The following is a 22508-nucleotide window of genomic DNA, read 5'->3' as shown; positions in this document are numbered from 1 at the left end:
TCCCTCGTCGCTCGCGCTTGCGGCCCGGCGCCCACGAGCTCGGGGCCTGCGGACGGTTGTCGACCGCGCGTCCGTCGTGGCTTGTCGCGCCCACGCGGCGGAGCCGCATATCGACACCGCCCCGCGCCCCTAAGGGGCGCGTCAGCTGCCCTGCACCGCTCCCTCGGTCGCGCCCGCGATGAAGCCGCGCGCGAAGATCGCGAAGACCACGACCAGCGGCAGGGCCGCCATGAGGACTCCGGCCATGACCATGCTGTAGTCGGTGGTGTGGCCGACGTGGAGCTGGGCGAGCTCCACCTGGAGCGTGACGTGGCTGGGGTCGGTGAGCACGATGAGCGGCCAGACGTAGTCGTTCCAGGCGTTGACGAAGGCGTAGATGGCGAGGAAGGACAGCGCGGGCTTGATCATCGGCAGCGCGATGTTCCAGTACTGGCGGAAGAACCCGGCGCCGTCGATGCGCGCGGCGTCGAGCAGTTCGTCGGGCACGCCGTTCTGTATGTACTGGTGCAGCCAGAAGATGCCGAAGGCGTTGGCGAGGGCGGGCAGGGCCAGCGCCTTGAGCATGCCGACCCAGCCGATCTCCGACATGAGGATGAACTGCGGCAGGACGGCCAGCTGGAGCGGCAGCATCATGAACACCAGCAGCGTGCCGAAGAGCACCTTGCGCCCGGGGAAGTCGAACTTGGCGAAGGCGAAGGCCGCCAGCGAGTCGATGAACAGCACCAGGACGGTGGTGACGCAGGCGACGACGATCGTGTTGAGCATCGAACCGAAGAAGTCGATGGTGTTCAGCACGTGCCGGATGTTCTCCAGCAGATGGGAGCCGAAGGTCAGCTTCGGCGGGCTCTTGTAGATGTCCTCGGTGGTGTTGGTCGCCATGACGATCGTCCACACGAACGGGAAGACCGAGACCAGGACGGCCACAACGAGGAGGATGTGCGCGGTCAGGCCCCTGGGGCGGCGCAGTCGCCGCGTGCCCGTGGCCGGCCGCGTCGTGTCGGCTGTCGTCATGCCTTCCTCCCGCGCTGCACAAGGCGCCAGTTGATGACGACGAGCACCATGATCAGGACGAAGAAGGCCCACACGATGGCCGCGCCGTAGCCGTAGTCGTTGTTGAGGAAGGCCGACTGGTAGAAGTACAGCAGCGTGGTCAGGCCCGCCTGGCCAGGGCCGCCGAGGTTCTGGTTGGCGGCGTTGCTGGCGAAGAGGACCTGGGGTTCGCTGAAGCTCTGCAGGCCGTTGATGGTCGAGATGACGACGGTGAACAGGATGATCGGCCGCATGATCGGAATGGTGATCTGGAAGAAAGTGCGGACGGGGCCGGCACCGTCCATCTTGGCCGCCTCGTAGATCGAGGTGGGGATCGCCTGCAGACCGGCCAGATAGATGATCATGTTGTAGCCGGTCCACATCCAGGTCATCAGCAGCGCGATGACCAGCTTGATCAGCCACGGGTTGCTCAGCCACGGCACGGGCGAGATGCCGACCGTGCCCAGGATGGCGTTGACCAGGCCGAAGTTGTTGCTGAACACCGCGCCGAAGAAGATCGCCACGGCGACGATCGAGGTGACGTTCGGCACGTAGAGGGCGATGCGGTAGAAGCCCTTGAAGCGGCGCACCGAATGCAGCAGCGTCGCCAGGACCAGGGCCCCGAAGAGCGTGGGCACGGTGGACAGCACCCAGATCGCCAGGGTGTTGCGGATCGACAGCCAGAAGACCGGGTCGTTCCAGAGGAACTCGAACTGCTGGAGGCCCACGAACTGCTTGGTGCCGAGGCCGTCGTAGCGCTGGAAGGCCAGATACAGCGAGTAGAGGACGGGGAAGAAGGAGAAGCCGATGAAGATCAGGTAGAACGGCGAGATCGCCAGGTACTGCCGCCAGTGCGACAGCACCCCGCGCCGGCTCGGCCGGACGGCGCCCGCGGGCGGGGTGCGCCGCGGGCGGAACCGGGCCGGGCCCGGCCCGCCGCGGTGCTCGGGCACCGTGGCGGGACCGGTGACCGGAGGTGAGGACACCTCAGTTCACCCCCTGTCGCCGCGCGATCTGCTTGGCCTGGCTGACGGCGTCCTTCCAGGCGGCGTCGGGCTTCTTGCCCTTGGCCTCGATGTTGGTCAGCTCGGTGAAGTAGGGGGCCATGACCGCGGCGTCGGCCGGCGCCTCGTAGCTGACCGGGATGGCCTTGGCGGCCGGGCCGAAGACCTCGATGATCTTCTGCCCGCCGAAGAAGGCGTCGGGACCCGTCATGGCGGGCATGGCGTACGAGGCCGGGGAGGCGGGGAAGATGGCGGCGTCGGTGAAGCCGCGGGCGTTGTTGGCCGGGCTGAGGATCCAGCTGATGATCTTGAATGCCTCTTCGGGGTTACGGCACTGCTTGGGCAGCGCCAGGTAGGAGCCGCCCTGGTTGGCCGGTCCGCCGGGCGTGGCACAGACCCGCCACTTGCCCTTGGTGCCCGGGGCGGCCTGCTCGATGTCCAGCGCGTGCCAGGCCGCGCCGAGTTCGGTGCCGAGGTTCTTGCCGATGGCGGCGTTCCAGGTCTGGTCGTTGATCTTCGCGTCGATGCCGAGCGTGTAGGGGCGGATCGCCGTAGTCCACGCGGCGCGGATGTGGTCCTGGTCGCCGATGAAGTGGTTGTTCTCGTCGATGAACCGCTTGGTGCCCTGGCCGACCGCGATGTTGAACACCGAGCCCATGTTGTTGATCAGGTAGGTGCCGGGCACCGCCTTCTTCAGCTCGGAGCCGAGCGCGAAGTAGTCGTCCCAGGTCCCGGCCTCGGCGGCGACCTTGTCGGGGTCGGTGGGCAGCCCGGCCTTGCGGAACAGATCCGCGCGGTAGAAGAGCGCGGTGGGACCGATGTCGATCGGGAACCCGATCTGCTTGCCGTCCTCGGTCTGGGCGAGCTTGGTCTTCCAGTCCAGGTACTGGGACGAGATCTTCTTGAAGCCCAGGTCGTTCAGGTCGAGGAAGCGGCCGGCGTTGGGCAGGAAGGACGCGATGTCCTCGCCCTTGATGCCGGTGATGTCGGGCACGGAGCTGCCCGCCGCGAGCGTGGTGGTGAGCTTCTGCTTGAAGTCGCCGCCGATGGAGGCGGCGGTCAGCTTGGTCTGGCCGCCGAAGTGCGCCTTGGCCTCCGCGACCACCTTGTCGCTCAGTGCGCCACCCCAGTACCACATGGTGAGGCTCTTGCCGTTCTTGGTACCGCCCGATCCCGAGCCGCCGCCGCATGCGACGGTCAGGCCGGAGGCGGCCGCGGTGAGCGCGGCGGCCTGGAGGAAGCCTCTACGAGAAAGGTCCACGGGTCACTCCTGTTTTTCCTGTTCGTGGTGCCGAGGGGTGGGTGAGGGTCACTGCTGCCGTGCGGGAGGGGTGACGGGGGCGTACGCGACGGGCGGCCCGGGGTTCTCCGGGAGCCGCTCCGCCAGGAAGCCGTAGGTCCGCTTCAGTTCGGGGTCGGTCAGGGAGCGCCACCAGCGGTCCACGCCGTACCAGCCGGGGGCGGCCAGCGCCCCGCCGTGGTGCCGGACGGACAGCCCGGCGGCGAGCACCGCGAACCGCAGCCGCTGCTCGAGCGGCCAGCCGCCGAGCGAGGCGGTGACGAACGCGGCGCCGAAGACGTCCCCGGCGCCCGTCGCGTCCAGCACCTCCACGTCGAGGGCGGGCACGTCGGCGTACTCGCCGGTCGTCTGGTCGACGGCCACCGCGCCGTCCCCGCCCCGGGTGACGACCGCGACCGGCACCAGCTCGGACAGCGTGCCGAGCGCGGCCACCGCGCTGTCCGTGCGGGTGTAGGCCATGGCCTCCGTCTGGTTCGGGAGGAAGGCGTGGCACAGCGTGAGCTGGTCCAGGAGGGCCGTCGACCACTCCTGGCTGGGGTCCCAGCCGACGTCGGCGTAGATCTGCGTGCCGCCCGCGGCGGCCTTGGCGAGCCACTCGCGCGGCTGCGCCTCGATGTGCACCAGGGCGGTACGCGCCGCGGGCGGGTCGCCCACCAGCACGTCCTGCGAGTACGGGGGCTCCTGGCCGTGGGTGACCAGGGCACGGTCCGTGCCGTGCGCCAGGGCGACGGTGACCGGGGTGGGCCAACCGTCGGCCGTACGGGAGAGCGAGAGGTCGACGTCCTCCTGGTCGCACAGGATGTCCCGGCAGAACTCGCCGTAGAGGTCGTCGCCGAACACCGTGGCCAGCGAGGTGCGCAGGCCGAAGCGGCTGGCCGCCACCGCCAGGTTGGCGATGCCGCCCGGGCCGCAGCCCATGCCCGTCGTCCAGATCTCCTCGCCCGGGGTCGGGGGCCTGCCGAGCCCCGTGAGGACGAGGTCGTAGAAGAGCAGCCCGGTCAGCAGCACATCGGGCCGGTCGTCGTCCACGGAAGGGGTCCTCTCGTTCGGAAGCGTTCGAGGAGCCCACCCCGCGAGCTCGTCAAAACTCTTCATTTCGGTGACCGGAATCGTGCGCCGATCGAAGAGATTGGTCAATACCCGAGCAGAAGTGAGCATGGAAATGATTGAGGATGACGAGTACTGTTCACGCCGTGCTGGCAGAACGACGACACCAACTCATCCTGCGGGCCCTGCGCTCCGGCGGGCCCGCCTCCGTGACCGACCTCTCGGAGCAACTCGGCGTGAGCCCCGCCACAATCAGGCGTGACCTGGTCAAACTGGAAGAAGACGGGCTGCTCACGCGCGTCCACGGCGGCGCCGTGGTCGAGGAGGGCGACCAGCCCTTCGCCGAGGTCGCCGAGGTGCGCGTGGCCGAGAAGGACGCCATAGCCGAGCGCGCGGCGGCGATGGTCGGGGACGGCCAGTCGGTGCTGCTGGACATCGGGACGACGGCCTACCGCCTGGCCCGGCAGCTGCACGGTCGCCGGCTCACCGTGATCACCAGCAACCTGGTGGTCTACGAGGAACTCGCCGACGACGAGGGCATCGAGCTGGTCCTGCTCGGCGGCATGGTCCGCCGCGAGTACCGCTCCCTGGTGGGCTTCCTCACCGAGGACAACCTGCGCCAGCTGCACGCCGACTGGCTCTTCCTCGGCACCAGCGGTGTGCGGCCCGGCGGGCAGGTCATGGACACGACGGTCGTGGAGGTGCCGGTCAAGCGCGCCATGATCAAGGCGGGCGAGAAGGTCGTGCTGCTCGCCGACGCGGCGAAGTTCCCCGGGCACGGGATGGCGAAGGTCTGCGGTCCCGAGGAACTGGACGTGGTGGTGACGAACGAGCCGGTCGACACGGCGACGCGGTCCTCCTTTCAGGAGGCAGGAGTCGAGGTCGTCGTGACGGGAAGGGTGCACACGTGAAGCTGACGATTCTGGGCGGCGGAGGATTCCGCGTGCCGCTGGTGTACGGGGCGCTCCTCCAGGACCACGCCGAGGGCCGGGTGACACATGTCGTCCTGCACGATCTGGATCCCGCGAGACTGTCCGCGGTGACGCGCGTCCTCGCCGAGCAGGCGGCCGAAGTCCCCGACGCGCCCGAGGTGAGTGCCACCACCGATCTGGACGAGGCCCTGCGCGGCGCCGACTTCGTGTTCTCCGCGATCCGCGTCGGCGGTCTGGAGGGCAGGGCGAACGACGAGCGCGTGGCCCTGGCCGAGGGCGTCCTCGGCCAGGAGACGGTCGGCGCGGGCGGCATCGCCTACGGCCTGCGCACCGTCCCGGTCGCCGTCGACATCGCCCGGCGGGTGGCCCGGCTGGCGCCGGACGCCTGGGTCATCAACTTCACCAACCCGGCCGGCCTGGTCACCGAGGCCATGTCCCGCCACCTCGGCGACCGCGTCATCGGCATCTGCGACTCCCCGGTCGGCCTCGGCCGCCGCATCGCCCGGGTGCTCGGCGCGAACCCCAAGGAGGCCTGGATCGACTACGTCGGCCTCAACCACCTCGGCTGGGTGCGCGGCCTGCGCGTCGCCGGCCGCGACGAGCTCCCGCGCCTGCTCGCCGACCCGGACCTGCTCGGCTCCTTCGAGGAGGGCAAGCTCTTCGGCGTCGACTGGCTCCGCTCCCTGGGCGCGATCCCCAACGAATACCTGCACTACTACTACTTCAACCGCGAAGCCGTCCGGGCCTACCAGCAGGCCGAGAAGACCCGCGGCGCCTTCCTGCACGACCAGCAGGCCCGCTTCTACGCCGAGATGAGCAACCCGGACGCCCCCGCGTGGAAGGTCTGGGAGCAGACCCGCGCCGAGCGCGAGGCCACCTACATGGCCGAGAACCGGGAGACCGCCGGTGCCGGTGAACGCGACGAGGACGACCTGTCCGGCGGCTACGAGAAGGTGGCCCTCGCCCTGATGCGGGCGATCGCCCGGGACGAGCGCACGACCCTGATCCTCAACGTCCGCAACCAGGGCACCCTGTCGGTCCTGGACACGGACGCCGTCATCGAGGTCCCCTGCCTCGTCGACGCCAACGGCGCCCACCCCGTCACCGTCGACCCGCTGCCCGGCCACGCCACCGGTCTGGTCTGCGCGGTCAAGGCGGTCGAGCGCGAGGTGCTGGCCGCCGCCGACTCCGGCTCCCGCGCCACCGCCGTGAAGGCCTTCGCGCTGCACCCGCTCGTCGACTCGGTCAACGTGGCCCGCAGGCTGGTCGAGGGCTACACCGAGGTCCACCCCGGGCTGGCGTACCTTGGGTGAACGCCCCTCGGTAAGCGCTTTCCCCCACCGCTTCCCGCCTGCTCGCTCTTCCCGCTTCCTGGAGACATCCCATGCATGACGAAAGCCGCCGGATCGAGGAGCGCGTGCAGCGCCTTCACGACCAGCGCATCAAGACCGCGATCTACGCGGCCACCGTCCCCTTCGAGGTCGAGGCCTGGCAGGCCCCGGGGGAGCCGGTCCCGTTCGAGGAGGCCGCCGACGCCTCGTACGCGCCGTTCGCGATGGGCACCCCCTGGGGCCCGCCCTGGGGCACCACCTGGTTCCGCATGCGCGGCCAGGTGCCGAAGGCGTGGGCGGGCCGCCGTGTCGAGGCCGTCATCGACCTCGGATTCGTGGGCGACTGGCCCGGCAACCAGGCCGAGGCCCTCGTCCACCTCACGGACGGCACCCCGCTGAAGGCCGTCAACCCGCTCAACCAGTACGTGGCGATCGCCAACCCGGCGACGGGCGGCGAGACGGTCGAGTACCTGGTCGAGGCCGCCTCCAACCCGGACATCCTCGCCGACAACTTCTCCAGGACCACCCCGCTCGGCGACATCCGCACCGCCGGGGACAAGCCGCTCTACACCTTCCGCAGCGCCGACATCGCCATCCTCGACGAGGAGGTCTGGCACCTCGACCTCGACGTCCAGGTGCTGCGCGAGCTGATGCTGGAGCTCGGCGAGCACGACCCGCGCCGGCACGAGATCGCGCACGCCCTCGACCGGGCGATGGACCTGCTGGACCTGGACGACGTCTCCGGCTCCGCAGCCGTCGTCCGCGAAGCGCTGAAGCCGGTGCTGTCCAAGCCCGCGCACGCCAGCGCGCACACGGTCTCCGGTGTCGGCCACGCCCACATCGACTCCGCCTGGCTCTGGCCGATCCGCGAGACCAAGCGCAAGACGTCCCGCACGTTCTCCAACGTCACGTCCCTGGCCGACGAGTACGACGACTTCATCTTCGCCTGCTCCCAGGCCCAGCAGTACGAGTGGGTCCGCGACCACTACCCCAAGGTCTGGTCCCGCATCCAGGAGTCGGTCAAGAAGGGCCAGTGGGCGCCGGTCGGCGGCATGTGGGTCGAGGCCGACGGCAACCTGCCCGGCGGCGAGGCCGTCGCCCGCCAGTTCATCCACGGCAAGCGGTTCTTCATCGAGCACTTCGGCATCGAGACCAAGGGCGTGTGGCTGCCGGACTCCTTCGGCTACAACGCGGCCTACCCGCAGCTCGCCAAGCTCGCCGGCAACGAGTGGTTCCTCACCCAGAAGATCTCCTGGAACCAGACCAACAGGTTCCCCCACCACACCTTCTGGTGGGAGGGCATCGACGGCACCCGGATCTTCACCCACTTCCCGCCGGTCGACACCTACAACGCCCGCTTCAGCGGCGAGGAGATGTCCCGCGCGGTCCGCAACTACCAGGAGAAGGGCGGCGCCAGCCGCTCCCTGGCCCCCTTCGGCTGGGGCGACGGCGGCGGCGGCCCCACCCGCGAGATCATGGAACGCGCCCGCCGGCTGGCGGACCTGGAGGGCTCCGCGAAGGTCGTCGTCGAACACCCCGACGAGTTCTTCGCCAAGGCCCGCGAGGAGTACCCGGACGCGCCCGTCTGGGTCGGCGAGCTCTACCTGGAGCTGCACCGCGCCACCTACACCTCCCAGGCCCGCACCAAGCAGGGCAACCGCCGCTCCGAGCACCTGCTGCGCGAGGCGGAGCTGTGGGCGACCACGGCCGCGCTGCACGCGCCGGGCTACGCGTACCCGCACGAGAAGCTGGACCGGCTCTGGAAGACGGTGCTGCTGCACCAGTTCCACGACATCCTGCCCGGCTCCTCCATCGCCTGGGTGCACCGCGAGGCCGAGGCCGAGTACGCCCGCGTGGCCCGCGAGCTCCAGGCCCTGACCGCCGAGGCGGTGGCCGCGCTCGGCTCCGGCACCACCCGCGTCTTCAACACCAGCCCCTACGACCGGGCCGAGGTCGTCCGCACCGCCGACGGCGCACCGGTGTACGTGGAGGTGCCCGCGAGCGGCTCCGCGCCCCTCGCCGACGCCGAGCCCCCGCAGCCGGTGACCGTGAGCGGCCGGGTGCTCGACAACGGACTGGTCCGCGTGGAGGTGGCCGACGACGGCACCCTGGCGTCCGTCCGCGACCTGCGCGCGGACCGCGAGGTCCTGGCCGACCCGGGCAACCTGCTCCGCCTGCACACCGACCTGCCCAACTACTGGGACGCCTGGGACATCGACAAGCACTACAAGAACCGCTACACGGACCTCCTCGACGCGTCCTCCGTCTCGGTCGTCGAGCAGGACCCGCTCATCGGAGCGATCCGCGTCGAGCGGGACTTCGGCAAGGGCTCGAAGATCACCCAGACGATCACGGTCCGCGCCGGCAGCCCGCGGATCGACATCGAGACCGACATCGACTGGCACGAGACCGAGAAGATCCTCAAGGCGGCCTTCCCGGTCGACATCCGGGCTCCGCACTCCTCCGCCGAGATCCAGTTCGGCCACATCCAGCGGCCCACCCACACCAACACCAGCTGGGAGGCGGCCCGCTTCGAGGTCTCCGGCCACCGCTGGGTGCACATCGGCGAACCCGGCTACGGCGTCGCCGTCATCAACGACTCCACCTACGGCCACGACGTCTCCCGCACGGTCCGCGAGGACGGCGGCACCACGACCACCGTCCGACTCAGCCTGGTCCGCGCCCCGCGCATCCCGGACCCCGAGGCCGACCAGGGCCGCCACCGCTTCACCTACGCGCTGCTGCCCGGCGCGACCATCGAGGACGCCGTCGCCGAGGGCTACGCCCTGAACCTCCCGCTCAGGGTGGCCGACGCGGCGGGTGCCCCCGCACCGGTCGTCTCCGTCGAGGGCGAGGGCGTGACCGTGGAGGCGGTCAAGCTCGCCGACGACGCCTCCGGCGACGTCGTCGTGCGGCTCTACGAGTCCCGCGGCGGCCGGGCCCAGGGCGTCCTGCGCACCGGCTTCCCGCTCGCCGGCGCGCAGATCACCGACCTGCTGGAGCGACCGCTTCAGGAGGCGAGCGTGGACGGCGACGGCGGTGTCCCCGTCACTCTGCGGCCCTTCCAGATCCTGACCCTGCGTCTGCGCAGGAGCTGACCCATGGCCATGCAGCCCTGGTTCACCGACGCCAAGCTGGGGATCTTCATCCACTGGGGCATCTACGCCGTCGACGGCGTCCAGGAGTCCTGGTCGTTCTACGACGACATCGTCCCCTACGACCGGTACATGTCCCAGTTCGACCGCTTCACGGCCTCCCGCTACGACCCGCGCGACTGGGCGAAGCTCTTCGCGCGGGCCGGAGCCAAGTACGCCGTGCTGACCAGCCGCCATCACGACGGCGTCGCCCTGTGGGACACGGCCTACGGCGACCTGAACGCGGGCCGCGACCTGATCGCCGGCTACGCCGACGCCCTGCGCGAGCAGGGCCTCAAGGTCGGGCTCTACTACTCGCACTCCGACTGGAGCCACCCCGACTACGCCTCCACCCGCAAGCCGGGCCGCCCGCCGGAGCTGGAGGACAACCGCTACTCCGAGGCCGCCGCCGAGGACGAGGACCTTGAGGCCTGGGAGAGGTTCCTCGCCTACCGCGACGGCCAGATCCGCGAACTGACCTCCCGCTACAAGCCGGACCTGCTGTGGTTCGACGGCGAGTGGGAGCGCAGCGAGGAGCAGTGGCGCATCCCCGACCTCGCCGCGCTCATCCGCTCCGAGGTACCGGACGCCGTCTTCAACGCCCGCATGCTCAGCGAGGGCGACTACGCGACGCCGGAACAGGGCGCCCCGGTCCTCCCGCCCGAGGGCCCCTGGGAGCTGTGCCTGACGATCAACGACTCCTGGGGTCACCAGCACCACGACCACCACCACAAGTCGGTCGACCAGCTGATCCGCTACTTCACCGAGACCATCGGCGGCGGAGGCAACCTGCTGCTCAGCGTCGGCCCCCGCGAGGACGGCACGATCCCCGCCGAACAGGCCGAGCGCCTGGAAGCGCTCGGCGCCTGGATCGCCCGGCACGCGGAAGCGGTGTACGGCACCGAACGGGGACTCCCGCCGGGCCACCACTACGGCCCGAGCACCCTCTCCAAGGACCGCCGCACCCTCTATCTGACCCTCTTCGACGCCCCGCGCGCCGAGATCAACGTGCGCGGCCTGCTCAGCAAGGTCCGCCGCGTCTCGGTCCTGGGCAGCGGCACGGAACTGACCCACAGCGTCACGGGCGGGCTCCACGAAACCCCCGGCATGCTGTGGATCGAACCTCCCGCCGCGCGGGACCTCGACCCGCACGCCACCGTTCTCGCCGTCGAACTGGACGGCGAACTGGAGCTGTACCGGGGTGGGGGCCGCTCCTGACTCGTGCTGGGGGCCGGTGACGTCCTCTGTCCGGCTACCGAGTCGGGTGGTGTGCGGCCAGGCCGGTGAGCGGCACCGCCTGAGCCGCCGGCGCCCCGAGGGAGTCGACCGGTCCGGCCGCTGAGGGCGTGGGCACCGCCGACAGCGGCTCCGTGACCTCCGGTCGCTGCTGCGGCAGTTGCACCGGCCGCAGCGGACGCGGTCCCGACACCACCGAGTAGTCCTGGCCCAGGAACGGCGGGACCACCTCGCCCGGGTCCTCGCCGAGCGCCAGCTGGACGGCGGCCCAGGGGGCGTTGACACCGCACAGCGACAGCTGGTGCAGGCCGCCGGCCGGGCGGGTGTTGACGTCCATCAGGACCGGCCGGTCGCCGAACATCCGGAACTGGATGTTGGACAGGTAGTGCAGACCGAAGCCCTCCGCGATCCGCCGGGCCGGGTCCAGCCACTGCTCGTGCAGCGTGAAGCCCCGGCGGCGGCCGTTCTTGGTGCGGCCGACGGCCAGCCGGATCCGATTGTCCGGACCGGTCAGACAGTCCACCGACACCTCGGGCTGCTCCAGGCGCGGCATCACCAGCCAGTCGACCGGCTCCTCGGCATGCTCCAGCGCCTCCAGCACCACATCGAGCGGGACGTACGGGCTGGGGAAACCGTTCAGGTGCATCAGCGAGAAGGGCGTGCGCGTGATCACCCGGAAGCCCACTCCGCCCGCCCCGGACGCCGGCTTGAAGCACGCCTTGTGCCCGGCGGCCTCCAACTCCTCGACGGCGACGACGAGTTCGTCACCCGAACGGACCCGCCACCACGGCGGCACCGGAGCACCGATCGCCTGGACCGCCTCGTAGGCGATCACCTTGTCGTGGAAGACGGCCACCGCCTCGGGCGGCGGGGCCAGCACCGCCGTACCGGCCGCCTCGAACTCGGCGCGGTGCGCCACGATCGCCGACTGGTGCAGCCGGGGCACGAACACGTCGATACCGCGCCGCGCGCACTGGTCCAGCGCGTACTCGACGTACCCGGCGGGGGAGAGGTTCTCGGGTTCCAGCTCGGCGGTGTCGGCGGCGGCCAGCACGGGGGAGTCGGGGTCGCCGTGCGTGGCATGGATCTCGACGGCCCGGTCGCTGGGATTTCTCCGCAGCTGATCCATGAAGAACACGTTCTCCGCGTACGTGCGGTTGAGCCAGACGCGTACGCGAGAGACCATGCAGGCCGCCTTTCACGGTTCGCGGGCAGGGCTCGGCGGCCCGTGCCCGGGCAGGATGAATGGAGGTACACCAAACCGCCCCTGCGAAAGGGAAGTTTTCAGCGGTGGTGTTGGGGCAGATCATACGGCCTCGGCGGCCGGTGTCGTGCAACACGCGAGTTACGGATCCGGATTTCCCGGCCGTCCGGCCGCCCTTGTCCCCGGGCGCGGTGATGTGATCTCGTGGTGGCGTTCGCGTCGGTGGGCGGAGGGGGACGAGGGGTGACGTCGACGGCCGGTGGTGCCGGACAACTGCTGGCCATCAGCGATCTGCACATCGGCTACCCGGAGAACCGCGCCCTGGTCGAAGGGATGCGGCCCGGGTCGGACGACGACTGGCTGCTCGTGGCCGGGGACGTCGCCGAGACCGTGGCCGATGTCCGCTGGGCCCTCAAGACCCTCGCAGGCCGCTTCCGCAAGGTCGTCTGGGTGCCCGGGAACCACGAGCTGTGGACCCATCCGAGCGATCCCGTCACCCTGCGCGGTGTCGCCCGGTACGACCACCTGGTCGAGCTGTGCCGGGACCTCGGCGTGACGACGCCGGAGGACCCCTACCCGGTCTGGGACGGGCCCGGCGGCCCCGTCGCCGTCGCGCCGCTGTTCCTGTTGTACGACTACTCGTTCCTGCCGGCCGGCTGTGCGACCAAGGAGCAGGGCCTGGCGTACGCCCGCGGCACGGGCATCGTGTGCACCGACGAGCATCTGCTGCACCCCGACCCGTACCCGAGCCGGGAGGCCTGGTGCCGGGCCCGGGTCGCCGAGACCGAACACAGACTCGCCGAACTGCCCGGCGACCTGCCCGTGATCCCCGTCAACCACTATCCGCTGCACCGGCACCCGATGGACGTTCTCTGGTACCCCGAGTTCGCCATGTGGTGCGGCACCGGCCTGACCGCCGACTGGCACCGCAGGTTCCGCGTCCACACGATGGTCTACGGCCATCTGCACATCCCCCGCACCACCTGGCACGAGGGCGTGCGCTTCGAGGAGGTGTCGGTGGGCTACCCCCGGGAGTGGCGCAAGCGGGCCGGGGAGCCGGGGCGGCTGCGGCGCATCCTGCCCGCGGAGGGCGAGGAACGGTGATCGAGGAACTGCTGCCGCAGACCGTCGTCACGGTGGAGGCGTACGGCGACGAGGGCGCGGACACACCGCTGTTCCCCGAGGAGGCGGCGCTCCTGACGCGGGCGGTCGCCAAGCGGCGCCGGGAGTTCGCCGCCGTCCGCTCCTGTGCCCGCCGGGCCATGGAGAAGCTCGGCGTGCCGCCGCAGCCGGTCCTGCCCGGTGAACGAGGCGCCCCGCGCTGGCCGGCCGGGCTGGCCGGCAGCATGACCCACTGCGACGGCTACTGCGCCGCCGCCCTGGTCCGCGCCACCGACCTGGCCTCCCTCGGCATCGACGCGGAGGTCCACGGGCCGCTGCCCGAGGGGGTCCTGCCCGCCGTGTCCCTGCCGGCCGAGGCCGAGCGCCTGCGACGGCTGGCAGCGCAGCGCCCCGACGTCCACTGGGACCGGCTGCTGTTCAGCGCGAAGGAGTCCGTCTACAAGGCGTGGTTCCCCCTCACGGGCAAGTGGCTGGACTTCGCGGAGGCCGACATCGAACTCTCCGCCGACCCGGGCGACCGGCCGCGCGGCACCTTCCGCGCCACGCTCCTCGTCCCCGGCCCCCGGGTCGGCGACCGCCGCCTGGCCCATTTCGACGGCCAGTGGACCGCCGCCCGGGGCCTGGTCACGACGGCGATCGCGGTACCGCACGACTGAGCCGGGCGATCACCCCGCGGGTCCTCGCTCGACACAGGGCCCGGCTGTCGGTGGTCGGTTGGAGGCCTGTCACTCGTCGTCGGTTCGGGGCCTGCCACCGGCCCCGGCTCCGGGTCGCCCCACCGGTTCCGGGGCCATGCCAGCCGCCCGGGGTGCCGGGTCGTGCCGCCGGCTCCGGCTTTCGGCGGTGCCAGCTGCCCCGGCTCGGGGTTCTGGGTCGTGCCGTCGGCTCCGGCTCCGGCCCGGGCCGGGCGTCGGTTCCGGGCCGTGCCACCTGCCCAGGCCGTGGCCGTGCCACCGGTTCCGGCCGGGGCACCGGCTCCGGGCCGTGCGGTCGGCCGCAGCCTCGGCCCGGGGGCGCGTCCTTCGGTCGGGGCCGGGCCGTCGGTGGTCGGCTCGGCACCGTTGCCCGGTGTCGGGTCAGGGGCCCGGCTGGGGGCACCAGTTCTGGAGCAGGCGGAAGAACGCCTCCTCGTTGCCGGTGAGGCCCGCTTGTTCGAGGGCCTCTTCCGCCTCGGCGAGGACGGCGGGCGGGACGACCGCGGGACGGGGGGCGCCGGGCGGGCCCGGCTCCAGGTCGAAGGCGGCCCGGACGGTGTGCAGCAGCCGCAGATAGGCCTGGACGGCGGTGCGTTCGCGGTCGGTCAGTACGGCGGTGGGCATCGGTCGGCTCTCCCCGTGTCGGAGTCATCGGTCACGCCCCGCACACAAGGGGCGCACCTCCAGCTTGCCGCCCACCACTGACAATCCGGCCCCGATGCCCGCCGGTTCGCCCGCTCGGCGGAGCAGAACCCCAGCTCAGCCCTGCGACCCCGGATACCCCAGCGACGCTTCGATCCGCCCCGCCAGGTGGTCCCGCTGCACCGGCCCCCGCGACGACGAACCCGCAAGCCACGCCCGGCACTTGCTGGCCAGCAGCAGCCCGAAGCTCTCCGCCTCCTTCTCGTCGTCGAGGTCGAAGCGGGTGCGCGCGGCGACCTTCAGCACCGTCTCCTGGAGGTCGGCGCCGTCGTGGAGCAGCCGGGCCGCGACGGCGGCGCCCTCGACGTGGTGGGAGCAGTGCCCCGCCTTCATGTGCCACAGCTCGTGGCCCAGGATCACCAACTGGTGGTCGGGAGCCGTGCGTTCCTCGATCACGACGAGGTCCTGCTCGGCCATGTCGAGCCACAGCCCGCTCGCGGTCCCGGGCGGGAAGGCGGCCGTACGGAAGTGGACGGGGCGACCCCGGCGTCTGCTCATCGCGTCGCACAGCGCGGCGTACAGCTCCTCGGGCCGCGCCGGCGCGGGGAGGGTCAGCTCCGCGACCAGTTCGCCGCACAGGCGGCGCATTTCCTTACCGATGCCCACAGTTCTCCCCACGGTCACGACTCGGGCCGCTTGACGCTCTCCAGGAGCATGTCCAGCCACTCCGCCACCTTGTCGCGGTGCTGGTCGGTGGGCAGCTGCGCGGCCCGCCAGGCGATGCCGCGCACGCCGTGGTCCTGCAGCAGCCGCTCCAGCGGGTCGTCGGCCGCCGCGGCCGCCTCCCGCTCGCGGTCGGCGAGCTTGTGGAGCAGTTCCTGCTCGGTGTGCTGGAGGGCGCTCACCAGCGCCTCGGGGTCCTCGGCCGTCAGGAACCCGGCATGCACCCGGAAGAACCGCTGGAGGGCGTCGCAGTGCTCCATGGTCGGCCGCCGGTCGCCGTTGATGAGGGCGCCGGCCTGCTGCCGGGACATACCCGCGCCGTCGGCGATCTCCTGCTGGGTGTACTTGCGGCCGTTGGGCTTGAGCCGGGTCCGGCGCAGCAGGTCCAGGCGCTGCAGGAACCGGGCCTGCACATCGGGTTCGCCCGCCGGCCGGCCGCCGAGCAGGGCCTTGACCACGGGCTCCGGGACGCCGGAGGCGACGGACAGCCGGCCGATGTCGAAGACCTCGGCCTGCGGCACGCCGAGCCGGTCGGCGAGCGCGGTGACACGGGAGACGACGGCCGCCAGCACGGCCATCGGCGTGGCGCCCGGACCTTCGACGAAGCCACCCGTCACCGACAGATCTCCTACGTCTCTCACAGGCTTCTCACAAGTGGATGCCGTGACCTACCCCGGCGTGAACTTCCCGGAGCGTAGCCGGTGGTTCGAACTCACATCCAGGTCTCGCCACAACTGTGGCCAATTTCAGCCGTCAACCAGCATGAAATGCCACGATAGTTGACACGCCTCAACTCCGGGCACCAGGATCGGGGCGCCGCGTCAGGGCCGCACAGGCAAGAGGGGTGACCTCCCGATGGCATATCAGGCAGGAGGGCAGCGGCCGGCACCGCGGCCCGTCCCCGAGACTTCCGACGTCCAGGCCTACCTGGAGGACTACGCCGGGCTTCTGGAGGCCGTTTCCTTCCCCTCGCTCGTCGTCGACCACGGCTGGGACGTGGTGCTGGCCAACAGCGCCTTCCGGTCACTTTTCGGTGGTGTCGGCCCGCACCCGACGGCCATGCCGGGCGACAACTTCCTCAGATTCGTGCTGTTCCACCCCGACGCCCCCACGGTGCTCGGCGACCACGAGGCGAGCTGGTGCCTGCCGATGCTCGCGCACTTCGCGCGGACCGTGGAGGGCCACGGCCCCGACCACGGCCTCCAGGCCATCCGCCGCGACATCGCCCAGGACCCGATCATGGATGCCGCCTACCGGCACGGCCTGCCGCACTGGATCCGCTCGGTCGGCGAGAGCGCCGTCGAGCAGGACGGTGCCGTACGGCCGCTGCTGCACCCGGATCCGCGCTGGGGCGCCACCGACTGCCGGATCGTCGTCGAGACGTCCAGGGCGCTCGAGGAACTGGGCTGCGCCCGGCTCACGTTCGTGCTGCGCGAGGCCCGCCGCACCCCGTCCCGGGACCGCCGGACCCGCCGTACCGCCTCCCATCTGAGAGTCGTCCCGGCGTCCCACTGAGCCCCGCGCCGGTTGCCCGTCGTCACAGCACCGCGTCTCCACCTCACCGCGTCACACAGCACCGCACCGTCGGCGTTCGCCCCATTCCCCGGCAGTGTGGTGTGTGACATAGTACTGGCGTGAGCGAGCCGCTGACCTGCGATGTCGTGGTGGTCGGTGCCGGAGTGGTGGGCGCCGCCTGCGCCCTGTACGCGACCCGCGCGGGCCTGGACACCGTCGTGCTGGACCGCGGCCCCGTGGCCGGCGGCACGACCGGCGCCGGAGAGGGCAACCTCCTCGTCTCCGACAAGGAGCCCGGGCCCGAGCTCGACCTGGCCCTGCTGTCGGCCCGGCTGTGGGCCGAACTGGCCGAGGAGGGGCTGGGGAAGGCGGTCGAGTACGAGGCAAAGGGCGGGGTCGTCGTCGCCGGCACCGGCGAAGTGCTGGCCGGGCTGGAGGGACTCGCCGCCGGGCAGCGCGCGGCCGGGGTGGAGGCGGTCCCGGTGCCGCCCGACCGGCTCCCCGACCTGGAGCCCCACCTGGCCCCCGGCCTCGCGGGCGGCGTGCACTACCCGCAGGACGCCCAGGTGATGCCCGCCCTGGCGGCGGCGCACCTCCTGCGCGCCTCGAACGCCCGGCTGCTCACCGGCCGTGAGATGACCGGGGTGCTGCGCGGCTCCGACGGTGCGGTGCGCGGGGTGCGGACAGACCGGGGCGACGTCCACGCCCCGGCCGTCGTCAACGCGTCCGGCACCTGGGGCGGCGAGGTGGCGGCCCGCGCCGGGGTGTCGCTGCCGGTGCTGCCCCGGCGAGGTTTCGTCCTGGTCACCGAGCCGCTGCCGCCCCGGATCCGGCACAAGGTGTACGCCGCCGACTACGTGGCCGACGTCGCCAGCGACTCGGCGGCCCTCCAGACCTCCCCGGTGGTCGAGGGCACCCCCGCCGGGCCGGTCCTCATCGGCGCCAGCCGCGAACGGGTCGGCTTCGACCGGTCGTTGTCGCTCCCGGCGCTGCGGGCGCTGGCGGAGGGCGCCACGCGGCTCTTCCCGTTCCTCGCCGGCGTCCGGGCCATACGGACGTATGCCGGCTTCCGGCCGTATCTGCCGGATCATCTGCCCGCGATCGGCCCCGACCCCCGGGCGCCCGGACTGCTGCACGCCTGCGGGCACGAGGGCGCGGGCATCGGTCTGGCCACCGGCACCGGGCAGCTGATCGCCCAGGTGCTGACGGGGCGGACGCCCGACCTGGATCTCGGTCCGTTCCGGCCCGACCGCTTTCCCGAGGAGGCCAAGTGAATCCCCTGGAACTGGCGGGGGCCAGGCCCGGCCCCGCCTTCACGGTCACGTTCGACGGGCGGCCGGTCGAGGCGCTGCCCGGCCAGACGGTCGCCGCCGTGCTCTGGACGGCGGGCGTCACCTCCTGGCGCACCACCCGGGGCGAGGGCCGTCCGCGCGGGGTGTTCTGCGGGATCGGCGTCTGCTTCGACTGCCTGGTGACCGTCAACGGCCGCCCCAACCAACGCGCTTGCCTGCTCCCGGTGCGGCCGGGAGACGTGATCGGCACGCAGGAGGGGACGGGCCATGCGGAGGCGGACCACATGGGGGCGAACGACGGGGGAGACGGCCATGCGGACTGAACTCGCCGTGATCGGCGCCGGACCGGCCGGGCTGGCCGCGTCGCTGGCGGCCGCCGCGCGCGGCATCCGGGTCGCGCTCGTCGACGCGGCGACGCAGACCGGCGGGCAGTTCTACCGCCAACCCGCCGCCGGACTCGCAGCCGGACGGCCCGAGGCGCTGCACCACCGGTGGCGGACCTGGGAGCGGCTGCGGGACGGCCTCGCCGCCCGTTCCGTACGCGTGCTGACGGATCATCACGTGTGGTGCGTGGAACGGACGTCCGGCGGCTTCACCGTGCACGCGCTGCTCGGCCCGGAGCAGGAGGAACCGGCCGAGGTGCACGCCCGTGCCGTGCTCCTGGCCACCGGCGGATACGAACACGTGCTGCCCTTCCCCGGCTGGAACCTGCCGGGCGTCGTCACCGCCGGGGGCGCCCAGGCCATGCTCAAGGGCGGCCTGGTGGTGCCGGGGCGCCGGGCCGTCGTGGCAGGGACCGGGCCGCTGCTGCTGCCCGTGGCGGCCGGGCTCGCGGCGGCCGGCGTCGAGGTCGCCGCGCTCGTCGAGTCCACGGGCGCCGCGCGCCTGGCCCGCCACGGCCCGGCCCTGGCCGGCAAGCTCCCGGAGGGCGCCGCCTACGCTGCCCGGCTGCTGCGCCACCGCGTGCCGGTCCTGGCCCGCCACACCGTCGTCCGCGCCCACGGCGACGACCGGCTGACCGGCGTCACGGTCGCCGCCCTCGACACCGCCGGACGCGTCCGGCCCGGCACCGAGCGGCGGCTGGCCTGCGACACCCTGGCCGTCGGCCACGGCATGCTCCCGCACACCGATCTGGCGGAGGGCCTCGGCTGTCGCCTGGACGGGCTCGCGGTGGCCGTCGACACCGAGCAGCGCACGGACGTACCCGGCGTGTGGGCGGCCGGCGAGTCCACCGGAATCGGCGGCGCGGCCCTCGCCCTCGCCGAGGGGCACATCGCCGGGTGCTCCGCCGCCGCATCCCTGCGCGGCACCGCCCCCACCCCGGCACCCGCCGCCCTCACATCCCGTACCAGGCACAGGAGTTCGGCAGCCGCACTCGACGCCGCCTACGCGCCGCCCGCGCACTGGCCCGAGCAGGTCACCGACGACACCCTGGTCTGCCGCTGCGAGGAGGTCACCGCCGGTGCCGTGCGCGACGCACTGGCCCTCGGCGCGGGCGACGAGCGGACCGTGAAGCTGCTGACCCGGGCCGGCATGGGCTGGTGCCAGGGCCGGATGTGCGCCGTCGCCGTCGCGGGTCTCGCCGGCCGCCCGCCCACCCCGTCCCGAAGGCCGTTCGCCCGTCCCGTGCCGCTCGGAGTCCTCGCACGGCAACACACCCAGGAGGAACCGTCATGACCGACCACCGCCCCTGGCGCGGCGTCCTCGTCGCCACCGCGCTCCCACTGAACGACGACCTCTCCGTGAACTACGACAAGTACGCCGAGCACTGCGCCTGGCTGGTCGAGAACGGCTGCGACGGCGTCGTGCCGAACGGCTCCCTCGGCGAGTACCAGGTGCTCACCCCCGAGGAGCGTGCCCGGGTGGTCGAGACGGCCGTCGCCGCGATCGGCGGGCAGCGCGTCATGCCCGGCGTCGCCGCGTACGGGTCCGCCGAGTCCCGGCGCTGGGCCGAGCAGGCGGGCGAGGCGGGCTGCCGGGCGGTGATGCTGCTGCCGCCCAACGCCTACCGCGCCGACGAGCGTTCCGTCCTCGCCCACTACGCCGAGGTCGCGCAGGCGGGCCTGCCGGTCGTCGCCTACAACAACCCGATCGACACCAAGGTCGACCTCGTGCCGGAGCTGCTCGCCCGGCTGCACGGCGAGGGGTACATCCGGGCGGTGAAGGAGTTCTCCGGAGACGTCCGCCGGGCCTACCGCATCGCCGAACTCGTCCCCGAACTCGACCTGCTGATCGGCGCGGACGACGTCCTGCTGGAGCTGGCCGTCGCGGGAGCCAAGGGCTGGGTGGCCGGCTACCCGAACGCGCTGCCGCAGGCGTCCGTCGAGCTGTACCACGCGGCCGTCGACGGCGACCTCGACACCGCGCGGCCCCTGTACCGGCAGCTGCATCCGCTGCTGAGGTGGGACTCGCGCGTGGAGTTCGTCCAGGCCATCAAACGCTCCATGGACCTGGTCGGCCGCCACGGCGGACCCTGCCGGCCGCCGCGCATGCCGCTGCTGCCCGAGCAGGAGGCCGCCGTCCGGGCCGCCACCGAGAAGGCCGTCGCGGCCGGACTCGCCTGACGAAGGACCGATCATGCGCAGCAGACTCGTCCTGCACGCCGTCGACTCGCACACCGAGGGCATGCCGACCCGCGTCATCACCGGCGGCATCGGCACCATCCCCGGCGCCACCATGAACGAGCGGCGGCTGTACTTCCGTGAACACCGCGACGACATCAAGCAGTTGCTGATGAACGAGCCGCGCGGCCACTCCGCCATGAGCGGCGCGATCCTTCAGCCGCCGACCCGGCCCGACTGCGACTGGGGCGTCGTCTACATCGAGGTCTCCGGCTATCTGCCGATGTGCGGGCACGGCACGATCGGCGTGGCGACCGTGCTCGTCGAGACCGGCATGGTCGAGGTCACCGAGCCCGTCACCACCATCCGGCTCGACACCCCGGCGGGCCCGGTCGTCGCCGAGGTGGCCGTGACGGACGGCGCCGCCACGTCGGTCACCCTGCGCAACGTGCCCTCCTTCGCCGTCGGCCTCGACCGCGAGGCCACCCTCGCCGACGGCCGGAGGGTGACGTACGACCTCGCCTTCGGCGGCAACTTCTACGCCGTCCTGCCGCTGGAGCGCTTCGGCCTGCCCTTCGACCGGTCCCGCAAGGACGACATCCTCCGGGCCGGCCTGTCCCTCATGGCCGCCGTCAACGCCGAGGACCCGCCCGTCCACCCCGAGGACCCGTCCATCCACGGCCTCCACCACGTGTACCTGGCCGCCCCCGGCTCGACCGCCCGCCACTCCCGGCACGCCATGGCCATCCACCCCGGCTGGTTCGACCGCTCGCCCTGCGGCACGGGCACCAGCGCCCGCATGGCACAGTTGCACGCCCGCGGCGAACTCCCGCTGCACACCGAGTTCGTGAACGAGTCCTTCATCGGCACCCGGTTCACCGGCCGACTGCTCGGCACCACCGAGGTGGCCGGCCGCCCGGCCGTGCTGCCCAGCTTCTCCGGACGCGCCTGGATCACCGGCACCGCCCAGTACCTGCTGGACCCCGAGGACCCGTTCCCGGCGGGGTTCGTCCTGTGAGCCGCACCCCCGCGCTGCCCGTGCTGGGCAGCAGGAAGCCCAGCCACCGGGAGCGGGTCGCGGACGCGCTGCGGGCCGCCCTGATCGCCGGCGAGCTGCTCCCCGGCGAGGTCTACTCGGCCCCGGTCCTCGCCGCCCGCTTCGGCGTCTCCGCCACCCCCGTGCGCGAGGCCATGCTCGACCTCGTCAGGGAAGGCCTCGTCGCCACCGTGCCCAACAAGGGCTTCCGGGTCACGGCGGTCTCCGAGAAGCAACTCGACGAGTACACCCACATCCGGGCGCTGATCGAGATCCCCACCACGGCGGGCCTGGCGGCCACGGCCGACCCGGCGGCGCTGGAGGCGCTCCGGCCGGTCGCCCAGGAGATCGTCACCTCCGCCGCGGCCGGCGACCTCATCGCCTACGTCGAGGCCGACCTGCGCTTCCACCTCGGCCTGCTGGCCCTCGCGGGCAACGGCCATCTCGTCGACGTCGTACGGGACCTCAGGCGCCGCTCCCGGCTGTACGGACTGACCGCGCTCGTCGAGCAGGGGCGGCTGGAGGCGTCGGCCAAGGAGCACCTGGAGATCCTGGACGCGCTGCTCGCCCGGGACGAGGAGGCCGTACGGGCCGTAATGCCCCGGCATCTCGGGCACGTCCGGGGCATGTGGGCGGGCCCCGCCGGACCCTGACGCCTGCTCGCCGCCCCGGCGCCGGACCGGGACGGCGAGGGGCCCGCGAGGC

21 protein-coding genes are annotated in these 22508 nt (G+C 72.1%); 13 read left to right on the top strand and 8 right to left on the bottom strand.

Going from position 1 to position 22508, the window contains the following annotated elements; all coding sequences use genetic code 11:
• Window positions 1–141: 141 nt before the first annotated feature.
• The 4 genes from ACFZDA_RS14170 to ACFZDA_RS14155 form a co-directional block, all read right to left on the bottom strand.
• Window positions 142–1011: an ABC transporter permease subunit gene (locus ACFZDA_RS14170; RefSeq protein WP_391079809.1), complete on the bottom strand. Its 870-nt coding sequence runs from the start codon at window positions 1009–1011 to the stop codon at window positions 142–144.
• Window positions 1008–1892, bottom strand: coding sequence for an ABC transporter permease subunit (locus tag ACFZDA_RS14165; RefSeq protein WP_391080168.1), 885 nt, complete (start codon window positions 1890–1892; stop codon window positions 1008–1010). The genes ACFZDA_RS14170 and ACFZDA_RS14165 overlap by 4 nt, the downstream gene beginning before the upstream one ends.
• A 124-nt stretch (window positions 1893–2016) precedes the next feature.
• Window positions 2017–3294, bottom strand: a complete 1278-nt coding sequence (locus tag ACFZDA_RS14160) for an extracellular solute-binding protein (RefSeq protein ID WP_391079806.1) — start codon at window positions 3292–3294, stop codon at window positions 2017–2019.
• A gap of 48 nt (window positions 3295–3342) precedes the next feature.
• Window positions 3343–4362, bottom strand: coding sequence for a PfkB family carbohydrate kinase (locus tag ACFZDA_RS14155; RefSeq protein ID WP_391079803.1), 1020 nt, complete (start codon window positions 4360–4362; stop codon window positions 3343–3345).
• Between the two features lie 164 nt (window positions 4363–4526).
• Between ACFZDA_RS14155 and ACFZDA_RS14150 the strand changes: the two genes are divergently transcribed.
• The 4 genes from ACFZDA_RS14150 (at window position 4527) to ACFZDA_RS14135 (ending at window position 10995) form a co-directional block, all read left to right on the top strand.
• Window positions 4527–5291 carry a DeoR family transcriptional regulator gene (locus tag ACFZDA_RS14150; protein WP_391080165.1) on the top strand — a complete coding sequence of 255 codons (765 nt, stop codon included), beginning with the start codon at window positions 4527–4529 and terminating at the stop codon, window positions 5289–5291.
• Entirely contained in the window at window positions 5288–6625 is a 1338-nt protein-coding gene (locus ACFZDA_RS14145) for a 6-phospho-beta-glucosidase (protein ID WP_391079800.1), read from the top strand. The genes ACFZDA_RS14150 and ACFZDA_RS14145 overlap by 4 nt, the downstream gene beginning before the upstream one ends.
• Before the next feature lie 71 nt (window positions 6626–6696).
• Window positions 6697–9741, top strand: a complete 3045-nt coding sequence (locus ACFZDA_RS14140; RefSeq protein ID WP_391079797.1) for a glycoside hydrolase family 38 C-terminal domain-containing protein — start codon at window positions 6697–6699, stop codon at window positions 9739–9741.
• A 3-nt stretch (window positions 9742–9744) separates the two neighbouring features.
• Window positions 9745–10995 (top strand): alpha-L-fucosidase, encoded by a 1251-nt coding sequence (locus ACFZDA_RS14135; RefSeq protein WP_391079794.1) that lies wholly within the window; start codon window positions 9745–9747, stop codon window positions 10993–10995.
• 34 nt (window positions 10996–11029) lie between these two features.
• Here ACFZDA_RS14135 and ACFZDA_RS14130 read toward each other — a convergent pair whose 3' ends face one another.
• On the bottom strand, window positions 11030–12199 hold the full coding sequence (locus tag ACFZDA_RS14130) for an ATP-grasp domain-containing protein (RefSeq protein ID WP_391079791.1): 1170 nt from the start codon (window positions 12197–12199) through the stop codon (window positions 11030–11032).
• Window positions 12200–12460: 261 nt separating this feature from the next.
• Here ACFZDA_RS14130 and ACFZDA_RS14125 point away from each other — a divergent pair, with 261 nt between their 5' ends.
• Window positions 12461–13321, top strand: a complete 861-nt coding sequence (locus ACFZDA_RS14125; protein WP_391079788.1) for a metallophosphoesterase — start codon at window positions 12461–12463, stop codon at window positions 13319–13321.
• Window positions 13318–13995, top strand: a complete 678-nt coding sequence (locus ACFZDA_RS14120) for a 4'-phosphopantetheinyl transferase superfamily protein (RefSeq protein ID WP_391079785.1) — start codon at window positions 13318–13320, stop codon at window positions 13993–13995. The genes ACFZDA_RS14125 and ACFZDA_RS14120 overlap by 4 nt, the downstream gene beginning before the upstream one ends.
• A gap of 420 nt (window positions 13996–14415) precedes the next feature.
• On the opposite strand, the gene ACFZDA_RS14115 is transcribed toward ACFZDA_RS14120, so the two are convergent.
• The 3 genes from ACFZDA_RS14115 to ACFZDA_RS14105 form a co-directional block, all read right to left on the bottom strand.
• Entirely contained in the window at window positions 14416–14658 is a 243-nt protein-coding gene (locus tag ACFZDA_RS14115) for a hypothetical protein (protein ID WP_391079782.1), read from the bottom strand.
• Window positions 14659–14793: 135 nt separating this feature from the next.
• Window positions 14794–15324 carry a toxin-antitoxin system, toxin component gene (locus ACFZDA_RS14110; RefSeq protein WP_306970486.1) on the bottom strand — a complete coding sequence of 177 codons (531 nt, stop codon included), beginning with the start codon at window positions 15322–15324 and terminating at the stop codon, window positions 14794–14796.
• Between the two features lie 32 nt (window positions 15325–15356).
• Window positions 15357–16016 carry a helix-turn-helix domain-containing protein gene (locus ACFZDA_RS14105; protein WP_391079779.1) on the bottom strand — a complete coding sequence of 220 codons (660 nt, stop codon included), beginning with the start codon at window positions 16014–16016 and terminating at the stop codon, window positions 15357–15359.
• Between the two features lie 238 nt (window positions 16017–16254).
• Here ACFZDA_RS14105 and ACFZDA_RS14100 point away from each other — a divergent pair, with 238 nt between their 5' ends.
• From ACFZDA_RS14100 to ACFZDA_RS14070, 7 genes are all read left to right on the top strand, one after another.
• Window positions 16255–16914, top strand: coding sequence for a hypothetical protein (locus ACFZDA_RS14100; RefSeq protein ID WP_391079776.1), 660 nt, complete (start codon window positions 16255–16257; stop codon window positions 16912–16914).
• Between the two features lie 119 nt (window positions 16915–17033).
• Window positions 17034–18188 carry an FAD-dependent oxidoreductase gene (locus ACFZDA_RS14095; protein WP_391079773.1) on the top strand — a complete coding sequence of 385 codons (1155 nt, stop codon included), beginning with the start codon at window positions 17034–17036 and terminating at the stop codon, window positions 18186–18188.
• On the top strand, window positions 18185–18529 hold the full coding sequence (locus ACFZDA_RS14090; protein WP_391079770.1) for a 2Fe-2S iron-sulfur cluster-binding protein: 345 nt from the start codon (window positions 18185–18187) through the stop codon (window positions 18527–18529). The genes ACFZDA_RS14095 and ACFZDA_RS14090 overlap by 4 nt, the downstream gene beginning before the upstream one ends.
• Entirely contained in the window at window positions 18519–19883 is a 1365-nt protein-coding gene (locus tag ACFZDA_RS14085; protein WP_391079767.1) for an FAD-dependent oxidoreductase, read from the top strand. The genes ACFZDA_RS14090 and ACFZDA_RS14085 overlap by 11 nt, the downstream gene beginning before the upstream one ends.
• The gene (locus ACFZDA_RS14080; protein ID WP_391079764.1) at window positions 19880–20770 is read left to right on the top strand and encodes a dihydrodipicolinate synthase family protein; all 891 of its coding nucleotides are present in this window, start codon (window positions 19880–19882) and stop codon (window positions 20768–20770) included. The genes ACFZDA_RS14085 and ACFZDA_RS14080 overlap by 4 nt, the downstream gene beginning before the upstream one ends.
• 13 nt (window positions 20771–20783) lie before the next feature.
• The gene (locus ACFZDA_RS14075; protein WP_391079761.1) at window positions 20784–21785 is read left to right on the top strand and encodes a proline racemase family protein; all 1002 of its coding nucleotides are present in this window, start codon (window positions 20784–20786) and stop codon (window positions 21783–21785) included.
• On the top strand, window positions 21782–22456 hold the full coding sequence (locus ACFZDA_RS14070; RefSeq protein ID WP_391079759.1) for an FCD domain-containing protein: 675 nt from the start codon (window positions 21782–21784) through the stop codon (window positions 22454–22456). Before ACFZDA_RS14075 ends, ACFZDA_RS14070 begins: the two co-directional genes overlap by 4 nt.
• The last annotated feature ends 52 nt before the right edge of the window (window positions 22457–22508 follow it).

Origin of the sequence: Streptomyces sp. NPDC007991, assembly GCF_042958445.1 — a bacterium.
In the GTDB taxonomy this organism is placed as follows: Bacteria; Actinomycetota; Actinomycetes; order Streptomycetales; family Streptomycetaceae; genus Streptomyces.
The sequence above is the reverse complement of the archived record's forward strand: the minus strand, read 5'-3'. Positions and strand labels throughout refer to the sequence as shown.

Bases quoted from the DNA above. Each gene is read 5' to 3' on its own strand.
- ACFZDA_RS14170 (WP_391079809.1), bottom strand. From the start codon at position 1,011: ATGACGACAGCCGACACGACGCGGCCGGCCACGGGCACGCGGCGACTG.
- ACFZDA_RS14140 (WP_391079797.1), top strand. From the start codon at position 6,697: ATGCATGACGAAAGCCGCCGGATCGAGGAGCGCGTGCAGCGCCTTCAC.
- ACFZDA_RS14135 (WP_391079794.1), top strand. From the start codon at position 9,745: ATGGCCATGCAGCCCTGGTTCACCGACGCCAAGCTGGGGATCTTCATC.
- ACFZDA_RS14130 (WP_391079791.1), bottom strand. From the start codon at position 12,199: ATGGTCTCTCGCGTACGCGTCTGGCTCAACCGCACGTACGCGGAGAAC.
- ACFZDA_RS14115 (WP_391079782.1), bottom strand. From the start codon at position 14,658: ATGCCCACCGCCGTACTGACCGACCGCGAACGCACCGCCGTCCAGGCC.
- ACFZDA_RS14110 (WP_306970486.1), bottom strand. From the start codon at position 15,324: ATGCGCCGCCTGTGCGGCGAACTGGTCGCGGAGCTGACCCTCCCCGCG.
- ACFZDA_RS14100 (WP_391079776.1), top strand. From the start codon at position 16,255: ATGGCATATCAGGCAGGAGGGCAGCGGCCGGCACCGCGGCCCGTCCCC.
- ACFZDA_RS14085 (WP_391079767.1), top strand. From the start codon at position 18,519: ATGCGGACTGAACTCGCCGTGATCGGCGCCGGACCGGCCGGGCTGGCC.
- ACFZDA_RS14080 (WP_391079764.1), top strand. From the start codon at position 19,880: ATGACCGACCACCGCCCCTGGCGCGGCGTCCTCGTCGCCACCGCGCTC.
- ACFZDA_RS14075 (WP_391079761.1), top strand. From the start codon at position 20,784: ATGCGCAGCAGACTCGTCCTGCACGCCGTCGACTCGCACACCGAGGGC.